Annotated in this window: 27 protein-coding genes and 1 pseudogene; 23 read left to right on the forward strand and 5 right to left on the reverse strand. The window is 39.7% G+C overall.

What is annotated here, in order from left to right:
• Window positions 1-3: 3 nt before the first annotated feature.
• The 7 genes and pseudogenes from LQZ19_RS15900 to LQZ19_RS15930 all read left to right on the forward strand — a co-directional run.
• Window positions 4-111: pseudogene (locus LQZ19_RS15900) on the forward strand (single-stranded DNA-binding protein); the annotation flags it as partial.
• Window positions 112-289: 178 nt separating this feature from the next.
• A complete protein-coding gene (locus LQZ19_RS15905) occupies window positions 290-616 on the forward strand; it encodes a hypothetical protein (protein WP_411048670.1) in 327 nt (108 codons plus the stop codon).
• Between the two features lie 128 nt (window positions 617-744).
• Complete coding sequence (locus LQZ19_RS15910) at window positions 745-1272, forward strand: helix-turn-helix domain-containing protein (protein WP_411048671.1); 528 nt, start codon at window positions 745-747, stop codon at window positions 1270-1272.
• A gap of 11 nt (window positions 1273-1283) precedes the next feature.
• Window positions 1284-1826, forward strand: coding sequence for a lecithin retinol acyltransferase family protein (locus LQZ19_RS15915; protein WP_411048672.1), 543 nt, complete (start codon window positions 1284-1286; stop codon window positions 1824-1826).
• Window positions 1823-2383, forward strand: coding sequence for a hypothetical protein (locus LQZ19_RS15920; RefSeq protein ID WP_411048673.1), 561 nt, complete (start codon window positions 1823-1825; stop codon window positions 2381-2383). The genes LQZ19_RS15915 and LQZ19_RS15920 overlap by 4 nt, the downstream gene beginning before the upstream one ends.
• 44 nt (window positions 2384-2427) lie before the next feature.
• A complete protein-coding gene (locus LQZ19_RS15925) occupies window positions 2428-3240 on the forward strand; it encodes a hypothetical protein (RefSeq protein WP_411048674.1) in 813 nt (270 codons plus the stop codon).
• A 63-nt stretch (window positions 3241-3303) separates the two neighbouring features.
• Complete coding sequence (locus LQZ19_RS15930) at window positions 3304-3894, forward strand: hypothetical protein (protein ID WP_411048675.1); 591 nt, start codon at window positions 3304-3306, stop codon at window positions 3892-3894.
• Between the two features lie 38 nt (window positions 3895-3932).
• Here LQZ19_RS15930 and LQZ19_RS15935 read toward each other — a convergent pair whose 3' ends face one another.
• Window positions 3933-4268: a helix-turn-helix domain-containing protein gene (locus LQZ19_RS15935; protein WP_411048676.1), complete on the reverse strand. Its 336-nt coding sequence runs from the start codon at window positions 4266-4268 to the stop codon at window positions 3933-3935.
• Window positions 4269-4442: 174 nt separating this feature from the next.
• Between LQZ19_RS15935 and LQZ19_RS15940 the strand changes: the two genes are divergently transcribed.
• The 11 genes from LQZ19_RS15940 to LQZ19_RS15990 all read left to right on the forward strand — a co-directional run bounded on the left by LQZ19_RS15940 (window position 4443) and on the right by LQZ19_RS15990 (window position 12623).
• Window positions 4443-5156, forward strand: a complete 714-nt coding sequence (locus LQZ19_RS15940) for a helix-turn-helix domain-containing protein (RefSeq protein ID WP_411048677.1) — start codon at window positions 4443-4445, stop codon at window positions 5154-5156.
• 7 nt (window positions 5157-5163) lie between these two features.
• Window positions 5164-5793 carry a lecithin retinol acyltransferase family protein gene (locus LQZ19_RS15945; protein WP_411048678.1) on the forward strand — a complete coding sequence of 210 codons (630 nt, stop codon included), beginning with the start codon at window positions 5164-5166 and terminating at the stop codon, window positions 5791-5793.
• Window positions 5794-5844: 51 nt separating this feature from the next.
• The gene (locus LQZ19_RS15950) at window positions 5845-7278 is read left to right on the forward strand and encodes a dynamin family protein (RefSeq protein WP_411048679.1); all 1434 of its coding nucleotides are present in this window, start codon (window positions 5845-5847) and stop codon (window positions 7276-7278) included.
• Window positions 7278-7988 carry a hypothetical protein gene (locus LQZ19_RS15955; protein WP_411048680.1) on the forward strand — a complete coding sequence of 237 codons (711 nt, stop codon included), beginning with the start codon at window positions 7278-7280 and terminating at the stop codon, window positions 7986-7988. The genes LQZ19_RS15950 and LQZ19_RS15955 overlap by 1 nt, the downstream gene beginning before the upstream one ends.
• 6 nt (window positions 7989-7994) lie before the next feature.
• Window positions 7995-8684: a hypothetical protein gene (locus tag LQZ19_RS15960; RefSeq protein WP_411048681.1), complete on the forward strand. Its 690-nt coding sequence runs from the start codon at window positions 7995-7997 to the stop codon at window positions 8682-8684.
• On the forward strand, window positions 8684-9664 hold the full coding sequence (locus LQZ19_RS15965; protein ID WP_411048682.1) for a hypothetical protein: 981 nt from the start codon (window positions 8684-8686) through the stop codon (window positions 9662-9664). The genes LQZ19_RS15960 and LQZ19_RS15965 overlap by 1 nt, the downstream gene beginning before the upstream one ends.
• A gap of 165 nt (window positions 9665-9829) precedes the next feature.
• Window positions 9830-10747, forward strand: coding sequence for a hypothetical protein (locus LQZ19_RS15970; protein ID WP_411048683.1), 918 nt, complete (start codon window positions 9830-9832; stop codon window positions 10745-10747).
• Window positions 10748-10757: 10 nt separating this feature from the next.
• Window positions 10758-11165 (forward strand): hypothetical protein, encoded by a 408-nt coding sequence (locus tag LQZ19_RS15975; RefSeq protein WP_411048684.1) that lies wholly within the window; start codon window positions 10758-10760, stop codon window positions 11163-11165.
• Window positions 11166-11193: 28 nt separating this feature from the next.
• Entirely contained in the window at window positions 11194-11316 is a 123-nt protein-coding gene (locus LQZ19_RS15980) for a hypothetical protein (protein WP_411048685.1), read from the forward strand.
• 314 nt (window positions 11317-11630) lie between these two features.
• Window positions 11631-11813 (forward strand): hypothetical protein, encoded by a 183-nt coding sequence (locus tag LQZ19_RS15985; protein WP_411048686.1) that lies wholly within the window; start codon window positions 11631-11633, stop codon window positions 11811-11813.
• A gap of 36 nt (window positions 11814-11849) precedes the next feature.
• Window positions 11850-12623 (forward strand): Swt1 family HEPN domain-containing protein, encoded by a 774-nt coding sequence (locus tag LQZ19_RS15990; protein ID WP_411048687.1) that lies wholly within the window; start codon window positions 11850-11852, stop codon window positions 12621-12623.
• On the opposite strand, the gene LQZ19_RS15995 is transcribed toward LQZ19_RS15990, so the two are convergent.
• Window positions 12624-13421, reverse strand: coding sequence for a DUF4116 domain-containing protein (locus LQZ19_RS15995; RefSeq protein WP_411048688.1), 798 nt, complete (start codon window positions 13419-13421; stop codon window positions 12624-12626).
• Window positions 13422-13615: 194 nt separating this feature from the next.
• Window positions 13616-14101 carry a hypothetical protein gene (locus tag LQZ19_RS16000; protein WP_411048689.1) on the reverse strand — a complete coding sequence of 162 codons (486 nt, stop codon included), beginning with the start codon at window positions 14099-14101 and terminating at the stop codon, window positions 13616-13618.
• Window positions 14102-14692: 591 nt separating this feature from the next.
• Here LQZ19_RS16000 and LQZ19_RS16005 point away from each other — a divergent pair.
• From LQZ19_RS16005 to LQZ19_RS16025, 5 genes are all read left to right on the forward strand, one after another.
• A complete protein-coding gene (locus LQZ19_RS16005; protein WP_411048690.1) occupies window positions 14693-15721 on the forward strand; it encodes a hypothetical protein in 1029 nt (342 codons plus the stop codon).
• A gap of 136 nt (window positions 15722-15857) precedes the next feature.
• A complete protein-coding gene (locus tag LQZ19_RS16010; protein WP_411048691.1) occupies window positions 15858-16001 on the forward strand; it encodes a hypothetical protein in 144 nt (47 codons plus the stop codon).
• 357 nt (window positions 16002-16358) lie between these two features.
• On the forward strand, window positions 16359-16664 hold the full coding sequence (locus tag LQZ19_RS16015; RefSeq protein WP_411048692.1) for a type II toxin-antitoxin system Phd/YefM family antitoxin: 306 nt from the start codon (window positions 16359-16361) through the stop codon (window positions 16662-16664).
• A 1-nt stretch (window position 16665) separates the two neighbouring features.
• Window positions 16666-17007 (forward strand): type II toxin-antitoxin system RelE/ParE family toxin, encoded by a 342-nt coding sequence (locus LQZ19_RS16020; protein WP_411048693.1) that lies wholly within the window; start codon window positions 16666-16668, stop codon window positions 17005-17007.
• Window positions 17008-17180: 173 nt separating this feature from the next.
• On the forward strand, window positions 17181-17366 hold the full coding sequence (locus LQZ19_RS16025) for a hypothetical protein (RefSeq protein WP_411048694.1): 186 nt from the start codon (window positions 17181-17183) through the stop codon (window positions 17364-17366).
• 153 nt (window positions 17367-17519) lie between these two features.
• Here the strand turns inward: LQZ19_RS16025 and LQZ19_RS16030 are convergent, their stop codons facing one another.
• A complete protein-coding gene (locus tag LQZ19_RS16030; protein WP_411048695.1) occupies window positions 17520-18275 on the reverse strand; it encodes a putative ABC transporter permease in 756 nt (251 codons plus the stop codon).
• Window positions 18276-18277: 2 nt separating this feature from the next.
• A complete protein-coding gene (locus LQZ19_RS16035) occupies window positions 18278-18949 on the reverse strand; it encodes a GTP pyrophosphokinase (protein ID WP_411048696.1) in 672 nt (223 codons plus the stop codon).
• Between the last annotated feature and the right edge of the window lie 12 nt (window positions 18950-18961).

Consider the following 18961-nt stretch of genomic DNA (forward strand, 5'->3'; position numbering starts at 1 on the left):
AAAGGGAGCTTTTTCGATGTTGAATCCTGGTCAAAGCTTGCCCGGAGTGTCCAAAACTTGGGACATAAAGGCAGAGGGGTAAAAGTGGTGGGGCGATTAAAGCAGGACCGGGATTTTCAGAAAACTTGGTTCAAATTCACCACAAACAGAACCGATATAGCCTGAAAGTCCCCTGAGAGGCGACCATTTTCTCGGTATGCTGTTTTATCTTAATCATTAAGGAGCGCTACTTGCAACAGAGTTCCCCGCGCAGCAAAGCGGTCCTAATACACGAATTGGAGGCTTATATATGACAAGGGAAAGCGAGACTGATGACTTTCAGGATGAAGATGGATTCAGCGAAGGTATTGAAAAGATCACCACGATACTCGATGAGACGGCGGATAAACTGTACGAGCTTGCGGAATCTTTGGATGGTACCGATGAGGAACTGGAAGAAATCAATGCCGGTAAAACCCAGGATGAAATTGATACGGAAGACGAACTGGCGGCTCAAATTGCCGGTCCTATTGTGGATGCCCTGGATGCAGCAACTGCCGAAATCTACGGGGTAACTGAAAAGGTTCTTGAAATGACCGAGGACTTTCTAAACAACATTTTTTCAGAAAAGGGGTAATGATGAGCAAAGTGTTATCGGTACTAATCCTGCCGCAGACGCCTTGAAGCCGCTTATTAACCTGATAACCACATCGTTACCGCAAACGGATGATATCATCGATGACGATGAGTAGGAGGAGAACCTCTATGGTACATGAAACGCTGATTGCGGAACTCCGTGAGTATATCAAGAAACGATACCGGCTTGTGTCAATTCCCTCAATTTTTAAGGGAACAGACAAATCACTGCCGCCCGGTACCGAGCGGGGCATACGACCGAATGCCTTCGGAGAAGCCACGGAACTGTTGGCTTCCTTTGTGAAACAAAATCAACATGAACCATTTGCCTTTACCCTTGAGAGCTTGCGGGAAGAAAAGGGCTTAAAACCAGCGGAACTTTACAAACGGGCCTGGATTGACAAACGCCTGTACTCAAAAATACTGACAACCGGCAATTACAAGCCTAAAAAAGAAACAGCCATTGCGTTTGGCCTTGCCCTGCATCTGCCCATTACAGAATTTAATGGCTTTTTAAAAACCGCTGGATTTACATTAAGCGATAGTTCTATATCGGATTTGGTTATCCGGTTCTGTATAGAGCATGAACTTTGGGATATTGCCGATGTAAATGCGCTGCTCTTTGAATCGGGGCAAAAAGTATTATGCCGGGAATAGGGGAAACCGTTATGGGAAAAACCGAAAATATAATTCGTCAAGGTAACTATCCACCAAAGCTTGGGGACATTCTTGTAGTAAGCCGTGGAATGTATTACCATTATGGCGTATATGTTGGGAATAATAAAGTCATCCATTATGCCTCAAAGAATGGAGATTTTGGAGATGCTATTTGCGTGCATGAAACTACTCTTAGTCGTTTCCTTCGCGGAGGGCGTTGCTTGATTTGCACGTTTTCAGGTACATACCGGAAGCCGGACCTTGGAACAAAAGTATTTAGTATGATAGAGCATCCAAATCTTTTTACGGTTATGGATTCGGTGTCTGCTTTCATGGTAGAGCTTTCAAGTTCCAGTTTCCATTTGTATTCGGGCAAAGAAACGGCGGACCGCGCCCGCTCCAGGATCGGTGAGGGCAAGTATAACCTCTTCTTTAATAACTGTGAACATTTTGCAATCTGGTGTAAAACGGGTATTGCAGAGTCTGTACAGGTGAGTTCAATAGTATCTCTTTTAGCGGCGATTCCGGCAAAGACAAAAGGAGGTGGATTGTGATTAACTTAGAACTCATGTGGGACCCGGATTGGGTCGAGCAAAACAAGGAATTTCCTTATCAGTTTCATTTCGAGCTTACACTCATCGGCAAAGTATGCTGGCTGTTGCTTGGCAGCCGTTTTATTTATTTCGATCACATTATAAGTTTTCACAACATTGGGACTGCGGGAGATCTTGATGAAACTAATATTTTGTATACTACAAATCGCTTTGTCAAACTAAGAGCGATTGTGGTGTTCCGGGACAGCAATGTTCTCCGGGACTTGTGGAAATATAAGAATGCCAAACGCGTCGATGAGTTTCCTAACCTGCACAATTACCTTTGCCATTGTTCAAACGAAAGAGTGGGTAAAAGAATGGGTAGTCCATATCAGGATCAATACTACTATGAATCTTTCCGTACACTCAAAGAACAAATAGAAGAACAGGTAAAAAAAATGTGGAGAACGATAGTGAGACGTGGCGGAGTTAGGGTAGACCCGGTTTACAGGCAGGATTTACTGGAAAGCCGTCAACGCACTTATGACGAGAAATATGTTGATGCACCATCAAACTGAGCGCACAAAGCAATTAAGGAAGAATAAAGGAGCTAAACAGAAAAATGGATGATTTTGATAAAACTAATCCTTATAGATTTTATTTTAGGGCGACATTTATCAGCAGAGTTCTTCGGCGAATATTCGGGCTATCCAACCCGTTTTGGTCAAGGTATATTCGAACTGGTTATGTTTCATATTCACCTAGATTCCGCGATTTAAACACCGGTATGGACATAATGAATATTACAAATAGATTCATTAAACTGGAAGCGATTATATGCTTTTGCGAAAATAATGTCCTTTATAGCCTTTGGGGAGATAAACATTCAGGGTATAAAATCGAGTATCCCAATTTACATAAATATCTCCAGCATTGCTCAATTCATTTAGATCCATTTTACGACAAGCAATATTACTATGATTTCTTCCGTCCGGTAAAAAGAATATTTAACAAAATTACCCATCATGAATTAAAAGTAGAACATGTTGAGGTGATCACTGTTTGTTCTGAGACAGATGATCTAGGCATAATAATCCGGATACATTCTGACGACCACGGATACATGAATAACGAATTGCTTGATGAAAACCAATCTCCTGCCCATGCGCATGTATTTAATCTTGGCGGGGAAGAAATTGGTATTCTCAATATCACCGGTCCTGCGCCAATAAAAAGCAAGGATGTCAAAATAAAACACCGTGTAAGAAACAGGGAATCTTGGTCCCAAGAAGTTAAAGCCGATATTGCAAAATGGGCCAGACGGCCGTCGAAATTACCATCGTGTAAAAATATGACTGGATGGGAAGCTGCTAGGTTCATTTGGGGGATGTATCATCTGAACAACAGGTATACCGGGTTAGTGAATAGTGATTGACCGAAATACGGTACTGTTCCTCTCCAACGCGTTGAGTGATACATTCTAAAAAAAGGGGGAAAAATGCTAAACAAAGACATTAATGAAGACACCGGCAGCCTTATGAATCATGATGAGGATGAGTTGAGTGAAGAAAACGTCGTTGAATGGATGAAAAAGCATAGCCGTAAAATCGGTAAGTTTACCATAAAACCTATGCCAATGGGACATGGTAAACCGAGTGCATTCCTTGAAACTATCAGTAATTGGTGGTGGAATCTTAGCAACGTATTCTGGTTTGGTTTAAAAATCGGATTATCAGGGATCAAGATACATTTTTGGGTCCTCGATATGGGATTTACTTTCGAGTTCAATTTGCCATGTTTTCGAATACATCTGCCATTGGGCTCAAAACTGGATTGGCACGCTTTTGCCCATCTAAAAAAAGACAAAGGGATTGAAATACAAACATGGGGCAACGATAATTTAACGGCTGGTTTCGATATACGTATCAATATGCATACGGATCATTTTGGGTTATTTGGCAATCTCGATCTGCTCTTTCTTCATATGGAGTTCAGCCGCTATGACGGACGACACTGGAATGATGGAAAACATCGACCGGATGAATGGCGAGGAGATGAAATCGGATGTGAAATTTATCGGAACTCATGAAGAGTAGATATGTATCATTCTATTTTAAAGGGTTTGATTTATGAATCAGATTTTTCGTCGGAGACCTTGCCCAATAGTTCCAGGGAAGAATTTATCAGGGTAGACACGTCCACGGTCAGCTTATCAACGATTTCCTTAATATCTGCGACCACAGGATTTTCCGGGCTAAAAAACTCCCGGACTTCCACCCCAAGGGCATCGGCCAGTCTCGCCAAAATATCCGGATGAGGCCAGCGTTCACACCGCTCAATGGCCCCCAAATACGTGACTGAGATATTCGCCTTTTCTGCCAGAATCTGCTGTGAAAGCCCATGAGAAGCCCGTAATCGTTTTAAATTCCGGCTAAAAAGGACTCGCAGGCCATCGCCATCCACTACACTATTCCCCTATAATACGAAATAATATAGGTCCCTTGACAGTAGATAAACTTACAGATAGTGTTATAAGACTACTATCTGTGATTGCGAATCGCTTAAAAGTCGCCTATCGGGGGACCTATAATTGCTTTAGGGTTAATATAATGGTTCAAACAGGAGTCGGAGGCAGGTTTGACTAAGAACACTGAAAAAAAAGCCCGGATAAATGAAGAAAAACCACAAACTAAAGCAACACAAGGCGATATTGCTGACTTTTCGACCCAGATCAGCAAGCTTGTAGGCCAAACCAGCAGCAGCATAGAACAGATTTTGGGCGAAGCTACCCATAAAATTAAAGATTTAGCCGGAGATGAGACGCTCAAGCCTATTTTCAAGGAGTTGGGGGAGTATCTCAAGCGGGAATTCAAGCCCCAGCCATCGGTATTTGACCTTTTTGGCAAGGTTCCCAAGCAAAACCTGCCCGATGTGGCTAAACATATTGGTCAGCAAGATTTTAATGAAACAACAAACCTTATGTCGGCCTTCGTCAAGGAGAACCGGAGTTGGGAATCCTTCGGTTTTGCCCTGGAACGGCTCCGGGAGGAACGGGGGTATAAACCGGCTGAGCTTTACCACCGGGCGCAAATTGACAAGCGGCTTTACTCCAAGATATTGGGTTCCTCAAATTATCGGCCAAAGAAAGAGACCGCCGTTGCATTCGGCCTTGCCCTTAGCTTGTCTCACGATGAGTTCGATGAGTTCCTCAAAACCGCCGGGTATGCTTTAAGCTACAGTTCTATAGCGGATTTGGTTATCAGGTTTTGTGTGGAGCATAAGATTTACGATTTGACGGATGTGAACGCGCTGCTTTTGGAAGCGGGGCAGAAAACGCTGAGTAGGGAGTAAGGATAAAATGGGTTTATTTGATATAATTGATGACATTCAGGATTCACTTAATTCAAAACTTGACGATATTTTTGATCCATTGCTTGGCGTTAGTTCTGAAGAAGAAGAGGAAGTTTCAGAAAAATCCCATCGCCTGAAAAAAGGTGACGTAATTTATACTGATCGAGGGGTGTACCAGCATTATGGTGTTTATATCGGACGCAAAAAAGTAATTCATTATGCTTCTGAAACCGGAGATTTTGGTGATGATATCTGTGTACATGAAACTTCTTTGGATAATTTTCTAAAGGGCGGCGAATGTTACAAAATTGAGTTCTCTGAAGATTACGACTGGGGAAAATATAGGAAAAACACAAAGGTTCCAGTACTACTAAAAACAATGGGACCAATAATTTCTGTAGGTGACAATGGTGTTATTGGATTGATAAATAAAATAAAAAAAAGTTCCGAATATCATTTGTATTCAGGCGAAGAGACCGTAGAGCGAGCGCGATCAAGGATTGGCGAAAATGAATATAACCTGGCGCTCAATAATTGTGAGCATTTTGCTGTTTGGTGCAAGACGGGGCTGTCTGAATCCAAGCAGGTTGAGGCAGTCTTGGGCGGATTTCCGATTATACCGATATTGGTTCATTGATAGGTGTATTAAGTGAATAAATATATTTACTAAAACAAAGGAGTATTTACTATGGCAAATGATTTAGCGCTTCCATATCAAAAAAAGACGGAGAAACTATTAACTGAACTAGAAAAAGTAAAGGCCTATTTTCCTGATAGTTTTTCTTCTGAGGAAAAGTCAATCCGGCAGTACTCCGGATTTGTCAGCAATCCGGAGCTGCAGGTTGCTCTGGTTGGGGCAGTCAAAGCGGGAAAATCGACGCTTATGAATGCTATTCTTGGTGATGACATTGCACACTGGGATGTTACACCCGAAACTGCCGCACTTTCTATTTTCAAATACGCGGAAAAGAACTACGTCAAAGTTAGTTTTTACAGCAAGGCAGAATGGAAAGATCTTTGGAATTCAGCACTTAAACATCCTGAATCACCATTTTTAAAAGAATATAATGCTTTGAACGGTGATGGCAAAAAGAATGAATTGCTCGGACATCCAGCCATTGAGGAATTCCCGACATCAATTGGAGCATTAAAAGAACGAGTAAAAGAATTTAGCTCGAAAAATAACGTGGCACATTATTTTGTAAAAAAGATAGAGATAGGCCTATCGAATTTTGGTTCGCCTGAATCGCCTTTACCCAAGGATATTTGCTTTGTAGATACGCCTGGACTGCATGATGTAGTAGCTTACCGCTCGGAAATCACCAAGGGGTATATTAATCGTGCTAACGCAGTAGTTGTATGCGTCAATTCGTCAACGATGCGCGATCAGGAGCTTTTGACCATACAAAAAACCTTTGAAAATATAGGGAAAGACAAAAGTAAGGTGCTTATATTGGGTACGCAGCTTGATCGGCTGAATCGTCCAAAAGAAGATTGGGACAAACAAAAAGCTGATTGGTATAATCATCTTGAAGGTCTCTATGAAGATCATTCCGCGATAAATACCAATATTATTGGCGTATCATCTTTAATATATAGCCTTGTGCGTAAGTTGCAAGATGGTACTGAAATTGATGACAATGATGTCCGCGATATTACCACTTTTGCTGAAAAAAACGGAATCAAGATTGTTGCAACAGGCATACTGGAAAAAGTTTTTAGTGATGAAAAACAAAAAATTATTTCAAAGGCAAAAAATATTCTTGATTGTACCAATGTCCTTAAATTCCTTGAAGTGCTTAAATCTGGCCCTTTAAGTAACCCTGCAAAGGTTCTTTCGGAAGATTTGGATGAATGGTATAATGATGTATCAAAAGAGGCAAAAGAAAAGGCGAGCGTACTTAAAACAAGAGTTGAAGAACAACTTGAATTGCTCAACAATGACATCGCATCACGACAAAAAGCAATTAGCAAAAAGCAAAAGCAACTGGATGAATTAAAGGATTCTACAAAAAAAATTAATATTCTTTTTTCTGAAATGGAAAACGATATCACAACGGAGGTTTCAAAAATGAAAGAAAAATTGAATTCCGCGCTTAATAGCGTAATAGGAGGCCGATAATGGGTGCTATTGGATCTGTAATAATCGGCATTGCATCGGCTGTTACTGCTATAGCATCAGCTGTAAAAGCATGGGCTGATAATACAAACGACATAAAAGAAGCCCCTTCTTATGATGAAAAATCGGCAACAATTGATGAAACTGCCGCAATGAACAAACTTCTTTCGTCTAAAAGAAAAGATTTTCAGAAAGTGTGCGCTAAACTGGAAGAAGAATTAGAATTAGCGACGCAATCCATTTTTTCTACACTGGTTGACGGTATTGAACAAAGCAGAAAAGAGGCCGGTATTTCGCTGAGCATTGATTATGTAAAACGTGAATTTGATGATTACAAATCCGGTCTGAAAGACGGTATTTCCGGATTGGTTATACGACGCCTTGCCCTCAGCGATGAAGAATGCGCGGAAATACTGCGTCATGAAGCTAGTAGAGCACGAGCCAGCGAGATCGACCATTTTATCCATAAAATCATCCGCGAAGGCTTTACCAAATACCAGGATGTTTTCGGAAAAATTATTGAAAGAACCTTTGAACTGGTTAAAGACAAAATTACCGAAAAAAACGCGGATAAAGAAAAAGAAATAGGAGCAGCTTTGCGTGAAATTGAATCGCTTAATCGTGAGTTATCTACAGTGGAAATTCAAGGAAAAAAGAAAGAATATACCCAAGAAATAATATCTATAGAAACATTTTTAGCGGCAGCGATATAAATTTTCATGGATGGCGGCAGTAATTACTATTCATCCGGTTCTCACAATGGTTCGTCCGAAGCAGGCATGGAAGCTGGGAGAACTAGGTTGCTGAATCATGTGCGTGAAGAATTTGAATTGCATTGCTGCTCGCTTGAAGATGGTATCAGAATTGAAGGTTCAAAAATATTTAAGTTATTTAAAAAAAAAGTAATTAATATTATAGAAAAGTACAGGCTTTCTGTTAATATGAAATTAGTGAATGAAGTTTTTAATGAATATTTAATGAAAATCTCCATAACCGATTTGGTTATGGAGCGTCTGACGAGAGAAGATATAGAATGCATTGAGGTGTTGCATAAAGAAGCAGGGGAAGACAGGAAGTATGAATTAATACAATTTGCCGAAAAATGTATGCGGACTATACTTTCTAAAAACTTGAAAAAATTTGACAAAACAATTGATAAAGCTCTATTGTTAATAGGTGATATCATTAAAAACAGAACCGGGGATAAACGGCAACTTGAAAAGCCCCTTAATACTGAAATTAACAAGGGTAAAAAATCAATTTTATTTCTTAAAGAAGACACATCTGTATTAATAAGTAAAGTGGAATTATTAAATAGTTTTATTGACTCAATAAAACTATCAACGGAAAAAAACCGTAATGGCTGTTACTCAAAATTCAAGGTATATAATAAAGCCAGGGGTGCATAGTGGCTCAGTTTGTGGTAAGAACGCTTTCAAAGTCCAATGTGGAAGAATTAGTAAATCATTTCTCTTGGGATTACGATTTTACCTTAGATAAAGATGAGTATCTTTGCCTGACTGACGGTGCAACTTTTATCATTCTGACGATTGACGAACAGGTATGTATTAATATAACACTTATAAAATACGATAAAAGGCTATTAAATTATTTTGACTTGGCAGCAAATATTTTAGAACTGCCCTTTAAAATGTATTTCTTTAATAGTGAGCGAAGATTAGGGAATAAATACCAATTTATTACAAGATTGCTTGGCGGAACATTTTTTGAAGATAATAATAAATATTATTACAAGATCGATGCTTCAGTTGCCAGACAAAGAATAGTCGAACGACTTTTCTTTATACGAACAAGAGAGTATAAATCACTTTGTGCACCTCTTGAGGGTTTTGTTAAAACAGGATTTGAAAATATATTAGTCTATTTTCAAGAAAAAGTTATAAAATTTAATAATGCTGGTATAATTATCAACGTAATGATAATTGAAAATGAATATAATATTTATTATGATGCAATAAATAAATATTTATATAATTCATTGTTAAAAAATCTTAATTTTAATAAATATTACTTGGATATTATATTTGATAAAAATAAGCTTAATATTAGAAATACAATCGACTATTTCATAGAAGATATAATTCGTCGTGATATTGAATTTGTCAATGAAACAATAAATAAATTTGCGGATGGCGTCATCTTTATTATTAAAGATGCATGTTTTTCAAAACTTAATTTTATTGAAACAGAAATAATGACTGTTAATGAAGAGGTAGAAAATTTAAAATCAAAAGAGATTTTGAATTATTTACTTATACAAAGCGAGGAGCTACACAGCGTAATAGACTCCTTGAATGAGTTTATTCTCTTAAACTCGGACAATTTTGTCTGGAAAACAACAAAGGATGCTACGTATGACAAATATTGATTTTTTTCAAAATTCAAGCGCTCTTTATGATCCAAAATATTCCCATAAAATATGTATAGTGATATAATTGGATTGACCTTTGGTAAAATTACAGATAGGGTTATAGTAACCACTATCTGTGGTTAAAGTTTGCTGTGCAGAAAACACTGAAAGGAGTAAGGAAAGATGGGATTTAAAGATGTTATGTTAAATATTGTAACCTTTGGGGCTCATCAACGGGTCGTGAACGCAGTTGACGGTTATGAGCGTCTTCAGGAAGAATTAACCGAATTAAACGAAAAACATGAAAAAAGACGGCAGGAAATAAATACAATTTTGGAAAATGTAATTGGTGCAAAAAAGGCAGCAATCTTAAAAGTAAAAAAGACTCAGGAAATATTAGAAAATCTAAGTATAAAACAACGGGACATAATAGATGAAAAGATTGAAAGTGAAAATTATTCCTTAGAGAAAATGGATGCAAGTATTACCGCTGGCGACATGGCTATTAGTGCAACTAAAGGCGCCGTTGCAGGTGTTAGCACAGCATTGGGTACATGGGCATTGATTGGAACATTTGGTGCTGCTTCAACCGGTACGGCAATTAGCACATTGTCAGGAGCAGCAGCTTCTAACGCAATTCTTGCATGGCTTGGCGGTGGTTCAATTGCAGCTGGTGGCGGAGGTATAGCCGCAGGAACAGCCGTTCTGGGGGGTATAGTTGCAATACCCGTGCTGGCTATTTCTGGATTATTTCAACATTTAGCTGCTAATAAAAAAATTAAACAAATAAGAGAGGAAGAACTAAAAATACTTGAATATATTGATAGCATCAAGAAAAACCTTGTTCAGTTTGATGCTATAGAAATGCGTTCAAAAGAGCTTATAGAATCTCTGGCAAAATCTTTGGAGGCATTTTCATATCAATACAAAACAGTATATAAAAGGGTATTCCCATTGGGTGTTGTTTCCAAAATATTAAAGAATATGAAAAAGACGATTTTTAAAAAAGCCTATTTTTCAGACAAAGACCTGGGGTATATTCTGGATTTAGGAAATACCACTGGGTTTATATTAAAGATGGTGGATTCACCAATATTTTAAAGGAGTTATTATGAATAAAATTGCACCAAATGATATTGTTAAAGTTGCTTCAAAAATACCAAATAACATGCCGGTACCTGATGTTACAAAAGTATTTGATATGCTAATGGAATTCAAAAGGGAAAATGAGGCAACAAAAAGGGATATTGCCCGTTTGGATGTTATGAAAGAAGTAATGATAACGGAGATAACAAAAAAATATGATTTTTATGAAAAATTATTTAATAATGTTTTCGACGAAAGGAGAATTGCAATACAGAAATATTTCGAAATTATTGATAGCGGGATAAAACAAAATGATAAGGACTTGGTTTTATCGGGTTTATCTAATTTGTCTAATGTTGTTGCGTCAAGTCCATTTGCAAATATTGGAGAGCTAAAAAACCTGATAGAGTCAAATAAGCAAATAGAAATGTAAATTGGAAATACGATTTGGGAGGCTGCGTATGGCAAATATTGAACTAAAATACGATTCTTTTGCGATCGAGACAGATTTGATTATTAACGGCAAGGAAATCTCCTTGCGTTGTTTCGCTATTGGGTATGGTAACGCTAATGCCCTTCTGTAAATACTGCGGCAAAGAACTCCGCCCCAGCGGCTCCCAAGGCTTATTCGCCTCCGGTACCGGCCTTACCTGCAAAAACTCCCCCACAAAGAAGCACCAGTTGGCGGCCAGTTCTGTCCTGATCTGCCAATACTGCGGCAAGCCCCTCCGCACCAGCGGGGGGAGCGACCTTTTTGCCTCTGGATCAGGACTTAAATGTACGGCTTCACCTAACGGCAAACACAGTTTAGTATAAAATATAGCTAAAAGTCGCTATGTACACGACCATATTTAATAATATGATAGATATTTTAGATATATCAACAAGGAGGCCAGTTATGTTAATAGCCAATAGTAATCTGACAGGATCTATCCGTCAGACAGCCAAAGCAGGTATTTCTTTCGGTTCATGCCTTGCAATGATTATTTCCTATGGTGCTTGGAAATCAATTTGGTGGGCGATTTTGCATGGTTTATGCAGTTGGGGCTATGTTATTTATTACGCTATTAAGTATCTTTGATAGGGAGATACAGCCTTTCCAAGGAGAATACAGCCAGTGAACAAAGACACGATTAGATCCTATACCATTCTTTTCCAATACCTGCTCCTACTCAAAGAACCTACCTATGTTTTTTTAGTCCAGGTATTTCAGCATATTTCCCCGAGCACATGGTGGGAAGATTTTATTATGCCGGTCTTACAGCGGGAAGAAAAAGAAAACTTCAAATACCTTGATATGGCTGATTTGCTTAATGTGCTTAAGCTAAACTGGAACAGGATATTTAAGTATCTTGATGAAAAATATTATTATGGAAAATATGATAACGAATACAAGGCGGTCAGCAAAGTACACTGGATACGGACAGTAGTTGCCCACGCTAACGAAGTAGATATGTCGCCCTTTGTTCTGGTTTCAAGCCTGTCTGCCTTGCTGGATTATTCCCGCTTGATACAAGCGGATGAAAGCCTGGTTCAAAAACTTGAGCTTGATTGGATTAAATATCAAAAGGCCCTTCCGGAAAAATCGCAAAAAAATAAAAAGGAAGACGAATTAAAAGCAAAGATTCTGTCTGTCATCGAAAATAAAGTCTTGCTCAAGGCCATAAACTCAGAAGATTTGCCCAATGAATATAAGCTAAGCATTGACAGAACTGCCCTGCGTCTTCGCAGTATGCGAACCATCGAAGAAGTTATTGGGTTCTTTAACGGCGCCATGGGATCGGAAAGAGGCCGGGAAGTACAGGAAGAATTAAGCAGCCTGGGTTTACTCTCCTTTGGCGATATTAAAGACGAAGTAAACGAACTTTACAAGATGACTGCGGAAAACTAATCAAAATACTTCGCTATTCTGAGCCCGCTTAATTTTTGCCTGTACTTCCTCAGTAAACCAGGGAAAGATCTCAGCGTCTTTCTTTATGGCAAGCAGGCACATTTCGGAACTCAATACTTCTGCCGGTATATGATTTATAGATTCAGCTTTCCTGTTCAGTGCCGCAAGGCACATTTCCGATTTCCTTAAAGGAATAGGGACTTTGCTGAGAACGGTCCATAAACTTGCGTAATCATGTTTTACGGCTTCCAGGCAGAGCTCATACGTTTTTAGCTTCTCCGGTATCTCGGTTATGGCGGCCCCGTTTTTCTTAACCGCTTCAAGGCACAGTTCATAGGATTTAAATTTATTCGGCACATAATCCAGAGCCGTCCCACAGTCTTTTACGGCTGTTAAGCAGAGTTCCCTGGTTATCATGCGATTAGGAACCTTGCTAAGCGCATCCCCATATTTACTGACAGCATGAAGGTACATTTCATAGGTCCTAAACTTTTTTGGGACATACTCCAATGCCCAGCACAAGCTGTAAACCGCTTCAAGGCATAATTCATACGTTTTTAGGGAAGGATTGACAAACTGGAGCGTTTTGCCATCCCGCCTGACCGCTTCCAGGCAAATTGATGGCGTTTGTTGCACGACAAGAACCAGCGCATCCCCATCCATTTTAACCGCCTCTATGCAAGACTGCTCTGTCTGGCTTTCTATTGGCAACCCATATATCCTGGCTGCCTCGGGCAAAAGCTCCCGGCGATACTGACCGCAATATTTTAGCTGGAGCGGATCTTTATTTATAGCCATACGGCAAATCTCAAGAGTCCTCCATTTGTAAGGTATAAAATCAAGCTTCCCTGACCGTTGAACTTTTTCAAGGCATTCCTTATATGTTTTAGGAATTTGTCTTTTAAGAAAGCCACCTAAATCGCCCATAAGTACGGTTCGGCTCCAATGTTTCTTCATGTTATTTTCCTCCCTGAAATAAGTTTGATAATAACTTAATCCTTTCTTTTGTATGCCTTATACGCTTTTCTGACAGCCATCTCTATCAAGCCTTGTTGCTGCAGATAATAGAGAACATCCAGGGGCTCTCCTTCCCAACGTTTTATAACTTTTTTGACCCCATGATGATTAAGCCATTCAAAATCGAATACGCCGCTGCCATCCATACTGTTAAAATTATTGAGAAACTTTTCCCTGTATGCTTCCCGTGGCCGCCTGCTGTGGAAATCGTTAAGGATATGGTTTATTTCAGTATAGTATGTATCCCGTATTTCCTTTATTGACAAATAGCATCTATGGGTAGACACCCAGCTTTTCTCATTGGCCGGGTAATACCGGGGGAAAAGCGTCTCGCCATGGTCAACTGCCATCATTTCCCGGTGGACACACTGACGTTCCTGTTCACGAAAATGTTTCCATTCATGTGGTATAAACTCCCCATTAGGGGAACAAGAAGGAAATTTTCGGTAACTCCTTGACATAACTGCCTCCTGCGCTAAAACGCATGAAGACAGCCCCTTTCCTTGTATGTGCTTTCATATTGACTAATATACCTTGACTTTCTTGCTTTTCGGTCCACCGGCAGGCGACCTTTTTATCATTTCCATGAGGTATCTTATAGGAAGTGAGGTTTTATATGCTTAAACGCAAACCATTTATTCCTACATTACCGGGGATGGCTATTATTTACCGATGCTGTGATTGTAACCATAGCTTTATGGCCAGACTACCCGTTTTTGAGTTTTTCGGAGGGTTATTTAGAAAAAAATGTCCTCATTGCGGTAGCCGGAATATTGAACGGGATAATCGGGTCCGATACTAGACTTTCAGGCTTTAATAAAACCGTTAGGCGTTGAGTTTTGATGGGTTACTTAGTAACCAGGTTTATATCGAAAATATCCTGATCGTTACCGTAGATGACAAAGATAGGATTGATCTTATCGTATAGGGGAATAATAGTATAATATCCCTATCATCACCATGACTGAGGATAAATTGCGGTAGGAGGTATTTAAATGGAAGAAGAACTTATAGAAAAAACGATGGCGTTTTTTAAACTTTAAGGAGTAATGATGAAAAAGTCACGATTTTCTGTGGAATTTTTGAGGGATATAACGTCGGTAAAAGTATCACCTGTACCAAAACGTATTCAAGCGATCTATGATGAAGTTGCGACTGGTTTTAAATATGTCGACAAGACAGATGGTGGACGGTATAAGAATACAATTCTTACATACGATATAGATGGTTTTGAACTCATGAATGGAGGCGATTGCCTTGATTTTGCTAATTATATCTATCACAAATATAAAAAGGCGCACCCAAAGTGTTTTCTCATAGGAATTCAATGTGGTCCTCAGAAATTTATTGGACACACTATTACGGTATTTGAAAACAAATATGTGATGGAATTCGTTATTCCGGATCTTAAAGGATGTAACGCATATAAAAATGAAGATGAAATTATTGACAAATATCTTATCACACTCTATGGGAGTCCTTCTTTACATCAAGACGATGTCGTAACCCGGGAAATAGCCTATAAATTCATTCCAGATAATCATGTAAGTTCAAATTCAACAGAAACCAACAGAATTCGTTCTAGAGGAAATTGTGTGTTTGAATACACAATTAAAACGACATTATCGGCTCTCATCAAAGCAGTTGAAGAGGATATTGATGATCTCAATTATGCTTTTAATAAGCTTGCCGAATCTGCCTTCAAAAAGTACGGAAAAGATGTACTGATAGCGGACGATTGGGATAAACCTGATTATGCGGAGAAGGAGATTAAACTCCGAGTAAAACGGCTTAAAGAAAATATAGCCGATCTCAATAGTTGGATTATACGAAGACGACCTCCTGGTTTTGCGGATCTCATTGAATCGCGGACGAATCTTTATTCGCTCAATCGAAAAATCGAAATTGCGATTAAATCGTTCAGTACAGTAAAGTTTGAAAATCGATCTAAAATTGCCAAAGACGAATATCAAAAAATGCTTAGTCTTATGTTCGATTTTAATGAGGCGGTTGATATATACAACTTGGCACAGAAAAAAGATGGGACAAAGCTTTTGAGGATCATACTTCCTAATATTTGATGACGGTATAAATCATCGCTTGTAAAATATTTATATATTTGAATAGGGGGGTTAATGGACATTTATAATTAATTATTATACTGACTATGGAAGAAAACGTGGGTTACTTAGTAACCGGTATAATGGCGTAACCAATATGGCAAAAAAAAAGAACGAAAAAAAACCACGCAGGAACTTGAACGGGAAGCTGCTAACCGGGAAGGCGAAGCCAGGCAGGAGAAAGAAAAGGCTACCCGGATTACAAATGCCGAAAAGCAAAAGCGATTTCGGCAAAATATGAAAGCCCAAGGTTATAGAGCAAAGTTAATTTGGGTAAAACCTTTGGCTTCCGGGTTGGTGTCAGCGGAGGCTCCCGTGATACATGAAAGTTCTGTCGGAATAGCCCAAAGAAATCCAGAAATGAATACCCTCCTGCGTCATTTAGCTGGTACTTTTCTCAAGGAGTGTGCGGAATAAGGTATCCCTCGTAAAGTATGGGCTCCCGTCTATAAAGACTTCCAAACCCTACTAAAACCGTTTGGAGTTGAGTTTTGATAGGTTACTTAGTAACCGGGTTTATATCGAAAAATGCCCCCCAGATCGCTACTGTACCCTTGTTTTTTAACCCCCGATAAGCCATGATTATACAGGAGGCAAAATGATTAACCTAAAAGAGAACATACGACCTCTTTCCTATATAGTGTCTCATCCTGATGAGGTACTTACCCAAGTCACTGATAGTGGGAGTCCTATGATCATAACGCAGGAAGGGGAAGCTAAAGTTGTCCTTCTTGACGTCCAGCGGTATCAAAGCATGGTCGATACGATAAACCTGTTGAGGCTCCTTTCTTTGGGAGAAAATGACATCCGGAATGGCCGCTTTTCTACCACAGAAGAACTTGATAAAAAAGTCGCTGCTATTCTTGAACCTTCTACCGAAGCGCAAGGCGCCGCCCTCCGGTAGTATGGCTTCATCCTATTCACTAAAATGGTCCGCAAACGCTGAAGCGGATGTGCTGGATATCGTTGCTTATATTAAGAATCATAGCGGCCCTATGACGGCAGCTAACATCTATGAACGGCTAAAGGCAAGAGCAGAGCCTCTTGTTGATTTTCCCGGATCTGGCCGGGCTGTTCCTCAGCTTGCCGATATTGGCATAGATGATGTACGGCAAATCACCGAAAAACCGTGGATCATCTATTACAAGATAGTTGATAAGGAAATCTGGATATTATCGGTTATTGATAGTCGGCGTGATCTTGAAGGGATAATTTACGCTAAGGTAATTGAAGGCAGGCGGGTATAACCGTTGTCCACATAACAGATATTCGCCGATAGATGTCCAGTTAAGGCCTCATAATCTTTCATCCGTGGGGTATATTGGGAAAGGTCAGAATCAATACTTGCCAGTAAGTCCAGAAAAGAGAATACTGGATATGGAGAAGCCGTTTGGGGCAACGGGGTTCTTAGGGGAGAAAGATGGGTTTTAACTTAACCAATGTAGATTACCAGGAATTTTTGAAAAAGAAAGAATATATTAGCAATGCCCGGATCAGGCCCGATGACATGAATATTTTTGAATGGCTGTCTGCGGCAGATGCTGACATGAAGAAAACTCCGGAGGGACAGTATCTTATCATCGCCTTACAATCCATTAGCGACTAACGCAAGCAGACACATGCATTGTTCGGCAGCCTCGGCTTGGTAGATCCTTCCAGCTTCCTACTATGAGCAAGAAGTATGAGCAAAACCCCAAATTTCAGGAGATTCCAGGATGTGTCAGGAGGATTTTTTTGTTACCCCTTAGGGTTTCGGCAATTATTTCCAAAACCGCTTTTCAAGATGTTTCCGTATCCAATCAGGGAATGCCGGCAGTTTCCCTTTGAAATTCTTCCTGAGACTGGGGAAGGCATTAAGCGGTTTTAGTATACGGCGCACTTCCAACGGAAGTTTCAGCTTTTTATCGTCCATATCGCCTGAAAAACCAAATGCCGGATGAAACTCTTTTCCCTTTTCAATCAAGGCGGCAATATCTTTCTGGAAGGTTTTGAAGTTATATATCGATTTTACCGAATGATCAATGTCCACAATGAAGTAAGCTAAAAGTCCGCCGGCAACAAAATGGGAAAGATAGGGTCCCAGAACCATGATCCGGGTAAATACCAGGGGCTGGATAAGTAAAACCAGCAGGGCCGCAAAAAAGGCCCAGTAAATCGAGAATCGCAGGCATATACGGCCCGAGAGATTAAAGCGCCTTTCGTGATAATCCCATAATTTCATGCCGAATAGGTTTTCCATTAACCACCCCCCAAAGTATTCAAGTATGGTTGGTGAAAGAAGGGTGATAACCCACGCTGCGGCGACCGGTAACGACTGCGCTTCTACATGAATGGCGGTAATAATTACGGCGCCAAAGCCGTAAATTGGTACAAAGGGACCTGAAAGAAACCCGGCGTTTACAAAGCGCTTTTCCTTCGACGACCGGTATAGCACCTCAATAATCCAACCGAAAAAAGACATGATACCAAAGTATAAAAAGTAATTCAGTGTTTTTTGGGGGATCATAGGGTTCATAATTAATTAGCTCCTTTTCCGATTCGTTCAATATTATTTCGTATGTCCTGCATTTTCAAATCAAGCCATACGCTTGTTTCTGCGCAATTTTTTAATTCGCCGGAAATGCTATTTGCTTTTTCACTATTTTTTTCTTTTTTATACGTAAGCCGGTGTTCCAAACTTGCCCAAAAATCCATGGCAATAGTCCTTAATTGCACTTCCACTTGCATTAGCCGTTTTTCAGTATGTAAAAATATTGGAACTTCAATTATTAAGTGAAGGCTTCGGTAACCGCTTTCTTTGGGATTGGCAATATAATCTTTCTCTTCAATAAGGGTCACATCGTCCTGGGCGAGTAAACAATCCGCCAGTACATAAATATCATCGACAAATTGGCATATAATGCGGATTCCTGCAATGTCGTGGATATTTTTTTCCAAGGAACTCACGTTTCTTGGAATATGTAATGCGCACATTTTTTTTCTGATACTTTCCGGCGTTTTTATCCGCGTCTTTATATGCTCAATAGGATTTCTGTCATGGGATAGCGAAAATTCTTCATTCAATACTTTAAATTTGGTTTCTACTTCCATAAGGGCGCAGCGGTAATACGTCATAAGCTGCAAGGCAGGGGCGAGTTTTTTCTGAAATATTCCGGCAACGTTTTCTTCGATCTTCTGAACAAAGTCCATATATATACTCCT

Origin of the sequence: Treponema primitia (assembly GCF_046533075.1) — a bacterium.
Classification (GTDB): domain Bacteria; phylum Spirochaetota; class Spirochaetia; order Treponematales; family Breznakiellaceae; genus Termitinema; species Termitinema primitia_B.